Origin of the sequence: Jiella flava, from assembly GCF_017349315.1 — a bacterium.
GTDB lineage: Bacteria > Pseudomonadota > Alphaproteobacteria > Rhizobiales > Rhizobiaceae > Jiella > Jiella flava.
Genome location: NZ_JAFMPP010000002.1, coordinates 60,095 through 72,474 on the forward strand (window position 1 = coordinate 60,095; position 12,380 = coordinate 72,474).

A 12,380-nucleotide genomic window follows, 5' to 3' on the forward strand; every position below is an offset into this window, starting at 1 on the left:
TGAAGTATCTCCCCAATTCTTGAAGAAAGTTTCAGCGGTCTCGATCGAATTGGATTCAAAGCCGATCTTTCGCCGTCGCGTGGCTCAGCGTCCGGGCGCAAAGCTTTTCTCCGAACATGTGCGGCTTTGGGAAAACCGGCCTCCAAGACTGCGGCGCTGCGACCTACATTGGACTGAAACCAGCGTTTCGGCGCGTTGGCGCCCGGTGATCGATCGCGGGACGACTCGGTCCGTGGTCTGTTCGTGGCAAAGGCGCCGAATCGGAGAACAGGGGCATCGCGGCAGCCCGTCCGGACTCACCCCTCTCGATTGCGCTCGTGCGCTCAGGATCCACTACGGAGGACATCATGGATAACCCCCTCAACGACAGCCAGCCTCGCACCAAGGGACGGGGGCGGATCTACGATTCCATCACCGACACGATCGGCGATACGCCGCTGGTGCGCCTCAACAAGGTGGCCAAGGAGCACGGCGTGAAGGCCAATCTTCTTGCCAAGCTCGAATTCTTCAATCCGATCGCCAGTGTGAAGGATCGCATCGGCGTCGCGATGATCGAGGCGCTCGAGGCCGACGGCAAGATTGTGCCGGGGCAGACCACCCTGGTCGAACCGACCTCCGGCAACACCGGTATCGGTCTCGCATTCGCCGCTGCCGCCCGGGGTTACCGGCTGATCCTGACCATGCCCGAGACGATGTCGATGGAGCGTCGCAAAATGCTGCGTTTGCTCGGCGCCGATCTGGTTTTGACCGAAGGTGCTAAGGGCATGAAGGGCGCCATCGCCAAGGCGGAAGAGCTGCTGCAGGAGCTGCCCGGTGCGGTGATGCCGCAGCAGTTTGAGAACCCGGCCAATCCGCAGATCCACCGCGTGACGACGGCCGAGGAGATCTGGAACGACACCGGCGGCAATGTCGATGCGCTCGTTGCCGGCATCGGCACCGGTGGCACGATCACCGGTGCCGGCCAGGTTTTGAAAGAGCGCAATCCCGCGATCAAGATCGTCGCCGTTGAGCCGGAAGCCTCGCCGGTGCTGTCGGGCGGTAACCCCGGTCCGCATAAGATCCAGGGGATCGGCGCGGGCTTCGCCCCGGCGATTCTCGACCGCGAAATCTATGACGAGATCATCCAGGTGTCCAACGAGGACACCTTCGAGACGTCGCGCATGGTCGCCCGGCTGGAGGGTATTCCGATCGGTATCTCGTCGGGCGCGGCGGTTCTGGCGGCGATCAAGCTCGGCCAGCGCGACGAGATGGCCGGCAAGAACATCGTCATCATCATCCCGTCCTTTGCCGAGCGCTATCTCTCGACCGCCCTGTTCGAGGGGCTGTCCGACGAAGCCTGACGCGAACCGATTCGGCTGACCATGGCTCTCCGGCTCCGCCGCCTCTGAAGGCCGGGGCCGAGTGGGTCACGGATGGCGGTGTGCCGCCCCGCTGACCGGGCTGCATTGCTCTGAAAGTCTGCGCACGGGCCGGGCGACATCGTCTCCCGGCTGGTGACAGGCTGGCATTCGTGCCTATCTGCCGCCTGCAAACCAGGAAGGAGACGTCATTCATGCTGACCCTCGACAAGGCCCGCATCATTATCGCCGAAACTCTCAAAGCCGGGCTCGCCAAAGGCTTCAAACCGCTCACCGTCGCCGTGCTCGACGCCGGTGGCGCGCTGATTGCGCTGGAGCGCTCGGACGGCTCATCGCGGATGCGGCCGGATATCGCGATCGGCAAGGCCAATGGCGCCATCGGTCTCGGCATGGGCTCGCGGGCATTGCACAGGCGCGCCGAGGAGCAGGCCTATTTCATCCAGGCGATGAATGCTCTCGCGAAGGGCGTGCTGGTGCCGGTGCCGGGCGGCGTGCTGATCAAGGGGCAGGGTGGTGAGATTCTCGGCGCCGTCGGCGTGACGGGTGATACCTCCGACAATGACGAGACCGCTGCGATTGACGGCATCGAGGCCGCCGGTTTTGCGGCCGATGGCGGCTAAGCTGAACTGAGCGGGCCGCGCGTCCCGTGTTGGCGGCTGCGGTCCTTGGCCTGTCGTTCACGCGCGAATTGATCGGCCGGATCTGAAACAATCCGGCCTCGGCGATCGAAATTTTCTTGAAAGAAGCCGGCCGAGCGCTCTCTCAGTCGAGGCCGGTTTCGTCTGCCTGTTGATGCCGAAATGTCGGGGAGGAGCCCCGCGACGCCGGTAAGGTCGACCGAGGAGATGGGAATGAAACGCACATCCGCAGCAGCGCTCGCGGGCGCCGTCACCATGGCGCTGGGGTTGGCCGGCATTGCTTCGTCGGCTGGCGCGCAGAAGACCGAGACGGCGATCTTCGCCGGCGGGTGCTTCTGGTGTGTGGAGAGCGACTTCGATCATGTGAAGGGCGTGCTCGACACGACCTCCGGCTATATCGGCGGCCAGATCCAGAATCCGACCTACGAGAACCATCCCGGCTTCCGCGAGGCGGTGCGCATCACCTTTGATCCGTCGAAGGTCAGCTACAAGCAGCTCCTGACAGCCTATTGGCATTCGGTCGATCCGACCGATGGCGGCGGCCAGTTCTGCGATCGCGGCCATTCCTACACCACCGCGATTTACGCGACATCGAAGACCCAGTTGAAGGAAGCCGAGTCCTCGGAGGTTCAGGTGAAGAAGGATCTCGGCACGGTGGCGACGGCGATTGCCATGGCGCCGACGTTCTGGCCGGCGGAGGGCTATCACCAGAACTACTATCAGAAGAACCCGCTGAAATATCGGTTCTACCGGACCGGATGTGGCCGCAATGCGCGGGTCAAGCAGATCTGGGGCGACAAGGCCTATATGGGTATCGGCGAGCATATGGGCTGACGGTGGCGGGGAGCCTGGTGCAGCGCCCGCGCAAGGCGCCGTTGAGCCTCACCGATTGAGCGGCTTTGTCACGATCTCGCCGGCCGGCTGGTTGGACGGCCGTGTCAGCGCGTCGACGACGGCGCGCTGGGCGGTCGCGTTGCCGATCCGCCGATGATCAGCATCGCTTTCAGCAGGCGCTCTCGTTGTCACTTTTGCCGTCGATCTCGTTCAGGTCACGCGACACACGCAACCGCAGATCGGCTGCCAACGCCCTGGCCGAGACCCACTGTCGCGCATCGCTCATAGAGGCGGAACTTCCTATCCACGGAGCTGTTTAGGCCGAACAATTCAAACGCCTGAGCCCCCGCGGCCGGGCGTCGTTTCGACATGTGAAGGGAGTATTTCGATGGCGAAGGCCAACAAGACCGGCAAGACCAAGCTGCATCCGACCAAGAACCCGATCTCGGAGAACGTCCGCGGCTCGATGGTTGAACTGCTGCAGACCCATCTGGCGACGTCGGTCGACATCACCTATCAGACCAAGCAGGCCCACTGGAACGTCAAGGGCATGAATTTCATTGCCGTGCATGAGCTGTTCGACGATCTGCACGAGGTTGTCGAGGACTATGTCGACACCATCGCCGAACGGCTGACCGCGCTCGGCGGCCAAGCGCACGGCACGGTCCAGGCGGCGGTGGAGAATTCGATTCTCGATCCCTATCCGCTCGATCTCGTCAAATCCGAAGATCATCTGCGGCGGCTGACCAACTCCTATGCCAAATGGAGCAAGGTGGTCAAAGAAGGCATCGGCGAGGCGTCCGAGGCGGGCGACGATCTGACCGAAGATCTCCTGACCGAGGTCGGTCGCGGCCTCGACAAGTCGATCTATTTTTTGGAGAGCCATTTCCAGAGCTGATGGCGCGGCGCCGGGCTGACAAGTCCGGGGAGCGTCCTATCCTTTTTGAAGGGCGGCGCATTGCGTCGCCCTTTTTCATGCTCCGCCCGGAGACTGGCCATGCTCTCGCTGTTCGATCTCGCTGCACTGTTGCTGACGCTCTCGGCCGGCTTTGGCTATCTCAACAAGCGCTATCTGTGCCTGCCGAGCAATGCGGGGCTGCTCATCCTGGCGCTGCTCGCCGCGATTGTGCTCCTGGCGCTCGACAAGCTGGTGCCGGGGCTGGGCTTTCCCGAACAGATCAAAGAGACCGTCGCCTCGATCGACTTCAACGAGACGCTGATGGAGGGCATGCTCGGCTTCCTGCTTTTTGCCGGCGCACTGCATGTCGATTGGGACGCCTTGAAATCGCGAAGCCTGTCGGTCGGGCTGATGGCCACTTTCGGCGTTCTGATTTCGACGGCGATCTGCGGCACGGGCTTCTATTACCTCGCCGGCTTTGTCGGCCTGCCGATCGGTTACAGCTGGGCGTTGGTCTTCGGCGCGCTGATCTCGCCAACCGATCCGGTCGCGGTGTTGGCGACGCTGAAGTCGATGAGCGGGGTGCCGAAGCGGCTCGAAATCGACATGGCCGGCGAGTCGCTGTTCAACGACGGCGTCGGTGTCGTGGTCTTCGGCATTTTGCTGTCGGTCGCGACTGGGGAGGGCGGCGGCCACCTCTCGCTGGAGCTGGCGCTGGAGCATTTCGCCGTCGAGGCGCTCGGCGGTGCGCTGTTCGGCGTGCTGACCGGCTATATCGCCTATCGCATGATGCTGAAGATCGACGACTATCCGGTCGAGGTGATGATCTCCATCGCGCTGGTGATGGGCACCTATGCCGCAGCCCACAATCTTGGCCTGTCCGGTCCGATCGCCGTCGTCGTCGCCGGCCTGCTCATCGGCGAGCGCGGGGTCGCCTATGCCATGAGTGATCTGACCCAGCGCTATCTGCACGGATTCTGGACGCTGATCGACGACATTCTCAATGCCGTCCTGTTCATGCTGATCGGGCTTGAACTTCTGGTGATCTCGTTTGGCTGGGAGAATGCGGTCCTCGGTCTCTTGACCATTCCGCTGGTGCTCGTCGCCCGATTCTTCTCGGTCTATCTGCCGTTTCAGATCGTCCGGCTACGGGAGCGGTTTTCGCGCGGCATCGTCGCGGCGCTGACCTGGGGCGGCGTCCGTGGCGGTATCTCGATTGCCCTGGCGCTGTCGCTCCCAGCCGGGACGGAGCGCAATCTGATTGTCACTGCGACCTATTCCGTCGTCGTCTTTTCCGTGCTGGTCCAGGGACTGACGCTCGAAGCACTGGTCAAGCGCGCGGTGCGGCCGGAGCAGGCGGCATCTGCCGAAGCGCCGCAGGGCGAATAGATGGAATGAAAACGGGCCGCGCAGCGATGCCGCACGGCCCTTTTATCCGTTTTGCCGATCGTGATCAGGCGATGGTCTGGCCGGTCGCCTTCCAATCGGCGAGGAACTGCTCCAGGCCCTTGTCGGTCAGCGGATGCTTGACGAGGCCCTTCAGCGTCGCCGGCGGCACCGTCGCAACGTCGGCGCCGATCAGGGCGGCCTCGCGCACATGGTTCATGGTGCGCACCGACGCGGCCAGGATTTCCGTCTCGAAGCCGTAATTGTCGTAGATCTGGCGGATGTCGCCGATCAGCGCCATGCCGTCGAGATTGATGTCGTCGAGGCGGCCGATGAAGGGCGAGATGAAGGTCGCGCCGGCCTTGGCGGCAAGCAGCGCCTGCACGGCCGAGAAGCAGAGCGTGACATTGACGAGATAGCCTTCGCCGGTCAGCTCCTTGCAGGCTTTCAGACCATCCATGGTCAGCGGCAGCTTGATGCAGACATTGTCGGCGATGTCGGCGAGGATCTTGCCCTCGCGGACCATCTCGCCGGCTTCCGTCGCCGTGACTTCGGCCGAGACCGGGCCTTCGACGATGTCGCAGATCTCGGCGATGATCTCCTTCATCGGCCGGTTGGCCTTCTTGATCAGCGACGGATTGGTGGTCACGCCGTCGAGGAGGCCGGCATCGGCGAGTTCACGGATGTCTGCAACGTCTGCGGTGTCGACGAAAAATTTCATGAGGGGTGCCCTTTCGATTCCGAACTATCGCCACTGAACGATGTTGGCTTCTTTATCAGCATCGTTGTCTCAAAGGCCATATGGGATTTCCCAAACGGGTCGAAAACCGGGCTTGGCACTGGCGGCTGGTCGCGACGAAAAGAGCCGTTAGGATTGGCGGTTCGATTCGCCGGAGTGGTCTGCGTGGTTTGTTTCCGCCGGCGACTGGACATGCGATTGGGAGCCCCGTTGAACCTCACCGACCAGCTCTTTCCCGAAACCATCGTGCCGGTGCTGGTGCCGTTGCCGAGCGATCGGCCCTATTCCTACACGGTTCCTGAGGGAATGGCGGTGCGGCCCGGTGCGATCGTTCAGGTACCGCTTGGGCCGCGGCAGGTCGCGGGGGTCGTTTGGGACGGTCCGATCGATGCTATCGACGCGAAGAAATTACGGCCGATCACCCATGTCTTCGAGTGCCCACCGCTGGACGAGACGATGCGGCGATTCATTGATTGGGTGGCCGAATATACGCTGTCGCCGCCCGGTCTCGTCGTGCGCATGGCCTTACGCGCGCCGGCGGCTTTTGATCCGGAGCCCTGGATCACGGGCATCGAGGCGACGGGGGAGGCGCCTGACCGGCTGACCGCAGCGCGGCAACGGGTCATCGCGGCTGCAGAGGAGGCCCACGCCTGGTCGAAGAGCGGCCTTGCCCATGCAGCCGGCGTCAGCGTGTCGGTCGTCGACGGGCTGATCAAGCAGAATGTCTTTCGCATCACGCGCTTTCCGCCGCCGCCGGCCGTCGCCGAGCCCGATACCGGCTATGGCCGGGCGACGCTGAGCCCGGATCAGGCGAAGGCTGCGGGCGATCTTGTCGCCGCCGTCGAGCAGGCGAGCTTCGCGCCGATCCTCCTCGAAGGCGCCACCGGCTCCGGCAAGACCGAGGTCTATTTCGAAGCGGTGGCGAGCGCTCTCGATCAAGGCAAGCAGGTGCTGATTCTCTTGCCCGAGATCGCGTTGACCCAGAGCTTCATCGACCGTTTTGACGCCCGCTTCGGCGCGCCGCCGGCCGAATGGCATTCGGACGTGCCGCCGCGACGGCGCGAGGCGATCTGGCGGCAGGTCGCCGAAGGCCGCGTGCGGATCGTCGCCGGTGCCCGCTCGTCACTGTTTCTGCCGTTCCAGGAACTTGGCCTGATCGTCGTCGACGAGGAGCATGACCCGGCCTACAAGCAAGAGGACCGCACATTCTATCACGCCCGCGACATGGCGGTGGTGCGCGCCTCGCTCGGCGGATTTCCGGTCGTTCTCGCCTCGGCGACGCCGTCGGTCGAAACCCGTGTCAATGCCGGTAGCGGCCGCTACGCCCATGTGCGGCTGAAGGCCCGCCACGGCGATGCCGCCTTGCCGGAACTCGCGCTCGTCGACATGCGCCGCCATCCACCGGCGCGTGGACGCTTCGTCTCGCCGGTGTTGGCGACCGAGATCAAGAAAACACTGCAGCGCGGCGAACAGACGCTGCTCTTTCTCAACCGGCGCGGCTATGCGCCGCTGACGCTTTGCCGGGTTTGCGGCCATCGCTTCCAGTGCCACAATTGCTCGACCTGGCTGGTGGACCACCGCCTGCGCGGCATCTTGCAATGCCACCATTGCGGCTTCTCGATGGGGCGGCCGGAAGCCTGTCCGGAATGTGGCACGCTCGATCATCTCGTCGCCTGTGGCCCGGGTGTGGAGCGGATCGCCGAGGAAATCGTCGAGGACTTTCCCGACGCTCGCACCATCGTCCTGTCGTCCGACATTGCCGGTGGTCCGCGGCGTCTGCGTCGGGAGCTCGAAGCGGTCGCCGATGGTGAGGCGGATATCGTGATCGGCACGCAACTCGTCGCCAAGGGGCATCACTTCCCGAAAATGACGCTGGTCGGCGCGATCGACGCCGATCTCGGCTTGGCGAATGGCGATCCGCGTGCCGCCGAGCGGACCTTTCAGCTGCTCCATCAGGTGACCGGCCGGGCGGGCCGCACGGGTCTGGCCAGCCATGGGCTGATCCAGACCTTCCAGCCGCAGCATCCGGTGATGCAGGCGCTCATCGCCGGCGATCCGGAAAACTTTTATGAAAGCGAGATCGACGAGCGTCGGCGCAGCGCCCTGCCGCCCTTCGGACGGCTCACGGCGATCATCGTTTCGGCCGACACCCGCGCCGACGCCGAGAACCACGCCCGCGAGATTCGCAAGGCCGCGCCGGAGGCGCCGGAGATCGAAATGCTCGGGCCGGCCGAGGCGCCGCTCGCCGTGGTGCGGGGGCGCCACCGCTTTCGCCTGCTCGTCGAGGCGACGCGGCGGGCGCCGATCCAGAGCTATCTGCGGGCGACCTTCGCAAAGGCGCCGCGGCCGCGCGGCTCGGTTCAGGTGCAGATCGACGTGGACCCGCAGAGCTTTCTATGAGACATGCGGGAAGCAAGGGGCTACAGTGGGAGGACCGTTGCGTTATGAGGAGGATACAGGAACGAGCATTGCGGGGACTGGGATTGACCGCCGCTCTGACTCTTTTCAGTGCTGGGACTGCGGTCGCGGCGCAGCCAAGCGGCATGAAGCTCGATGCCTCGCCGTTTGTCGCGGCCGCGCCGGGCCAAAATCAAGATGCCTCGCCCGACCTGACGCCGCGCGGCCTCGACCTCGGCGAGCTCGACTGGGCACCGATCGCGAGCCGCTGCGCCTTCGTGCGCATGGCCGGCTCCGCGGATTCGAACCAGCAAGCCATTCCGGAACCCGGCCAATCCTCTTCCAAGGCAAACGGCTACGGTCGCTTCGTCTTCGTGACGATGCTCGCCGACGCGAGCGGCGGCGCGCCGCCGCTCGAACGTGGCTATGTGATGGCCAACGGCCTCGTCCGGGAGCTCGAAAAGGGCAAGACGGCCGCTGGCAAGACCGGCACGGTGATGACCGTCTGGCGCTCGGCCGGCGAGCCACGGATCAGCGTCAATCTCGATCTGTCGGGAGTCGAGCAGGTGTCCGGCCACGCCGAATATGAGGGCGAGATGACCGTGTTCTGGGGCGACAAGAAGGAAGCTGTGCCGGTGCGCGGCCGTTGCAATTGATTCGGCACCATTGCCTGGGGATCGCATCACTGATCATCGTCGCTTGGTCCGGTGACGCAGCGTTCGCCGCTGCAAGGGCAACTTGTACCATACCAGACGCGTTCGAAGGCCGAACCGGTTGCCGTTGACGGTCGGGCGCCCGCTTGTCTCGGGCATCCTTGCCGGCATGCGCTTAGACGGAGGGGCGATCGGCGGCTTGGGCATCCCAACACGGAGACGAGGGATGAAACGTTTTGAGAACAAACGCGTGGTGATCACCGGCGGCACCAGCGGTATCGGACTTGCCACCGCCAAGCGCATCGCCGAAGAGGGCGGCGCGCTGCTTTTGACCGGCAATTCGCCTGAGCATATCGAGGCGACTCGCCGGGCGCTGCCGGAGGCGAAGGTGATCGCCAATGACGCCGCGGACCCGATGGGCGCGCCGGCGCTGGCCGAGGCCGTCAAGGCGCATTTCGGCACCATCCACGCGGCGTTTCTCAACGCCGGCTTCGGCTCATTCGCGACGCTTGACGACGTCGACGCCGAGGATTTCGATCGCCATTACGATTTGAATGTCCGCGGACCGATTCTTCAGACCAAGCATCTCGACCCGCTGATCGAAGCCGATGGCGCGATCGTTTTGACCGGCTCTGGGACTGCGGCCTCGCCGCGCGAAGACGTGCTGGTCTACGGCTCGACCAAGGCTGCCGTGCGTCAGATCGCCCGTTCGCTGGCGACCCGGTTCGCGCCGCGCAAAATTCGCGTGAATGTCGTGACACCGGGCCTGACAGAAACCCATTTCCACGATCGCGGCGGCATGGAAGCTGCGGCGCAGAAGACCTACAAGGCGAATGTCGCCAAGGCGGTGCCGCTCGGTCGCCTCGGCCAGCCCGAGGATGTCGCGGCGGTCGCGTGTTTTCTGTTGAGCGCCGATGCGGCCTATGTCACGGGGGCCGAATACAAGGTCGATGGCGGCTTGACCATGTGAGACTGGACAAAGTGAGACTGGCCGTCGCCGCCGCGAATCGCCGGCGGATCGCATGACCGTCGCGGTGCCGGGGAGTTCGTGTCCGGCCCAGTTCATGCCGGCCCCTTCGGTTCGAACGCCCTTGGTATGACCCGCAGACTGGGCCCGAAAGTCGCGCTTCGGGTCGATCGCTTGTACTTTCGCGACCAGGCCGCCCCGCGTCCTGTCGGACGCAGAAAGGTCGCTCTCACCTTTTGAATCGACGCATCGTGCTCTGCCGAAAATCGACTCCGATTTTCGGGCCGATGCTGGAGGCCGCCCTGACCTCGTCGAATGGGCGGTAACGCACTGCTTTGGACAAAAAAAGAGGACCGGAGGCATAGCCTCCGGTCCTGCTTGGTGCCGACCGGGAGAGGGTGAACCCGGCGGCTGGGGGGGATGTTTGCGAGCCCCGGATCTTGGGGGGATGTCCGATGGGAGAAGGACGATCCGGTGCGATCGCAACTCACGGCCCGTCAATTAACGCCGACGGGCAATAAGGCGAGGCTTACTTGACAACCTTCACGGTGGTTGCGGTCCGCTCTTTACCCTTCATGTGGTAGCTAACCTTCACCGTGTCTCCGACCTTCAAGTCAGCGACGACGATCTTCGCCGGCAGCACAAACGTCTTGCCGTTGGCGAGGGTCAACTTGCCGGTGTCGAGGATCTTGATTTTGCTCGTGCTGACGTGAAGCGCAGCCGTGTGCTTCTTCGCAACATGCTTGGAGGCCACGTGCACTTTGGCCGCTGGCTTCTTGGCCGCGTCGGTCGACGTGGTGGTCGAAGTCGCAGCGAACGCCGAGGTGCCGACGAGCAGGCTGGCGGCGAGGGTGAGGGGAAGGGTGAGACTACGCATTCGACGCATCCTCGTCGATAAACCGGCGCCCGGCATAGGCCGCGGCTTGTCCCGGTAGATAGAAGCCGTCAGGTTTAGCGTCGAGCCACGGCCTCACTTGGGAGCGCCGCCGGCGCTTCCCGGCTTCGAGGAAGAAATTACCGCCGGGCGAGGGCTGTCGCAAATGAATAAGAAATAATGTTTCACTGCCCCAAAACGTCCGCAATTTCCAACAAGCCGGGCGTTATCTGACTCGTTCGACATGTGCAGATCTGCAACGGGAGCATCGGGCCGAAATCACTTGTCAGCGTCGACGTCACGGCTGTGTAAAAGCCCAACGGCGCGGCCTCATTCGAAGCCGCGCCGTTGGGGTCTTTCATCGTTTGCTGTCATCCGGGCCGATTATGCGGCGGCGGCAGCCTTGCCGGCGGGGACTTCCGAGATCGTCTTCAGAACCTGCGAGGCGATCGCGTAGGGGTCGCCTTGAGAGTTCGGGCGGCGATCCTCGAGATAGCCCTTATAGCCGTTGTTGACGAAGGAGTGCGGGACGCGGATCGACGCGCCGCGGTCGGCGACGCCGTAAGAGAACTTGTTCCACGGCGCGGTCTCGTGCTTGCCGGTCAGTCGCATGTGGTTATCCGGGCCGTAGACGGCGATGTGGTCTTCGAGGTTCTTCTCGAACTGGCCCATCAGCGCCTCGAAATACTCCTTGCCGCCAACTTCCCGCATATGCTTGGTCGAGAAGTTGCAGTGCATGCCGGAGCCGTTCCAGTCGGTATCACCAAGCGGCTTGCAGTGCCACTCGATGTCGATCTCGTATTTCTCGCAGATGCGCATCAGCAGATAGCGGGCGATCCACATCTGATCGGCAGCTTTCTTGGAGCCCTTGCCGAAGATCTGGAATTCCCACTGACCCTTGGCGACTTCCGCGTTGATGCCTTCGTGATTGATGCCAGCGGCCAGGCACTGGTCGAGATGGGTTTCGACAATCTCACGGGCGACGGCGCCGACGGCGCCGTAGCCGACGCCGGTGTAGTATTTGCCCTGCGGCTCGGGATAGCCCTGGGCCGGGAAGCCGAGCGGACGGCCTTCCTGATAAAAGAAATATTCCTGTTCGAAGCCGAACCAGGCGTCTTCGTCGTCGAGGACCGTGGCGCGGCTGTTCGATTCATGCGGGGTGACGCCGTCGGGCATCATCACTTCGCACATCACCAGAACGCCGTTGGTGCGGTCAGGATCCGGATAGCTGGCCACGGGCTTCAGAACACAGTCGGAGCTGCTGCCTTCGGCCTGCAGCGTCGAGGAGCCGTCAAAGCCCCACAGCGGCAACTGCTCGAGCGTCGGAAACTCGGCAAATTCCTTGATCTGCGTCTTGCCGCGCAGGTTCGGGACCGGCTTGTAACCGTCCAGCCAAATATACTCGAGCTTGAATTTCGTCATGGTCGTTCTTCCGTGGGTGGACGCGTTTTCGCGCATCGAAACACAATGATCACCCGCGGCGCGGCGATGCGCGCTCAAACGGGGTCGTCTCGGCCTATGCATGCGGCGTGCCAAGCCGGGTCGATGCGGATATCGGCCGGCGTTTTTCTCGCCGCCGCGCAATATTGTCGCGGCGGCGGGATCTGGGCCTGCGCGGTTCGGCCCTTATCCTTGG

General features: G+C 63.7%; 11 protein-coding genes. 8 read left to right on the forward strand and 3 right to left on the reverse strand.

All coding sequences use genetic code 11. From position 1 onward, the window contains the following. Positions 1-347 precede the first annotated feature (347 nt). From cysK to J1C48_RS02980, 5 genes are all read left to right on the forward strand, one after another. Positions 348-1,340, forward strand: coding sequence for a cysteine synthase A (cysK, locus tag J1C48_RS02960; protein ID WP_207256185.1), 993 nt, complete (start codon positions 348-350; stop codon positions 1,338-1,340). Between the two features lie 212 nt (positions 1,341-1,552). Beyond that, positions 1,553-1,978, forward strand: a complete 426-nt coding sequence (locus J1C48_RS02965; RefSeq protein ID WP_207256186.1) for a GlcG/HbpS family heme-binding protein — start codon at positions 1,553-1,555, stop codon at positions 1,976-1,978. 231 nt (positions 1,979-2,209) lie between these two features. After that, positions 2,210-2,830, forward strand: a complete 621-nt coding sequence (gene msrA / locus J1C48_RS02970; RefSeq protein WP_207256187.1) for a peptide-methionine (S)-S-oxide reductase MsrA — start codon at positions 2,210-2,212, stop codon at positions 2,828-2,830. Between the two features lie 388 nt (positions 2,831-3,218). Then, the gene (gene dps, locus J1C48_RS02975) at positions 3,219-3,728 is read left to right on the forward strand and encodes a DNA starvation/stationary phase protection protein Dps (RefSeq protein ID WP_207256188.1); all 510 of its coding nucleotides are present in this window, start codon (positions 3,219-3,221) and stop codon (positions 3,726-3,728) included. Between the two features lie 99 nt (positions 3,729-3,827). After that, complete coding sequence (locus J1C48_RS02980) at positions 3,828-5,117, forward strand: cation:proton antiporter (RefSeq protein ID WP_207256189.1); 1,290 nt, start codon at positions 3,828-3,830, stop codon at positions 5,115-5,117. A 64-nt stretch (positions 5,118-5,181) separates the two neighbouring features. Here the strand turns inward: J1C48_RS02980 and fsa are convergent, their stop codons facing one another. Continuing rightward, the gene (gene fsa / locus J1C48_RS02985; RefSeq protein ID WP_207256190.1) at positions 5,182-5,835 is read right to left on the reverse strand and encodes a fructose-6-phosphate aldolase; all 654 of its coding nucleotides are present in this window, start codon (positions 5,833-5,835) and stop codon (positions 5,182-5,184) included. 210 nt (positions 5,836-6,045) lie between these two features. Here fsa and J1C48_RS02990 point away from each other — a divergent pair, with 210 nt between their 5' ends. The 3 genes from J1C48_RS02990 (at position 6,046) to J1C48_RS03000 (ending at position 9,873) form a co-directional block, all read left to right on the forward strand. Continuing rightward, positions 6,046-8,253 carry a primosomal protein N' gene (locus tag J1C48_RS02990; RefSeq protein ID WP_207256191.1) on the forward strand — a complete coding sequence of 736 codons (2,208 nt, stop codon included), beginning with the start codon at positions 6,046-6,048 and terminating at the stop codon, positions 8,251-8,253. A gap of 83 nt (positions 8,254-8,336) precedes the next feature. Further along, complete coding sequence (locus tag J1C48_RS02995) at positions 8,337-8,906, forward strand: hypothetical protein (RefSeq protein WP_207256192.1); 570 nt, start codon at positions 8,337-8,339, stop codon at positions 8,904-8,906. Between the two features lie 223 nt (positions 8,907-9,129). Continuing rightward, positions 9,130-9,873: an SDR family oxidoreductase gene (locus tag J1C48_RS03000; RefSeq protein WP_207256193.1), complete on the forward strand. Its 744-nt coding sequence runs from the start codon at positions 9,130-9,132 to the stop codon at positions 9,871-9,873. Between the two features lie 526 nt (positions 9,874-10,399). Here J1C48_RS03000 and J1C48_RS03005 read toward each other — a convergent pair. Further along, positions 10,400-10,747 (reverse strand): DUF1344 domain-containing protein, encoded by a 348-nt coding sequence (locus J1C48_RS03005; RefSeq protein WP_207256194.1) that lies wholly within the window; start codon positions 10,745-10,747, stop codon positions 10,400-10,402. 381 nt (positions 10,748-11,128) lie between these two features. After that, entirely contained in the window at positions 11,129-12,166 is a 1,038-nt protein-coding gene (locus J1C48_RS03010) for a glutamine synthetase beta-grasp domain-containing protein (protein ID WP_207256195.1), read from the reverse strand. Between the last annotated feature and the right edge of the window lie 214 nt (positions 12,167-12,380).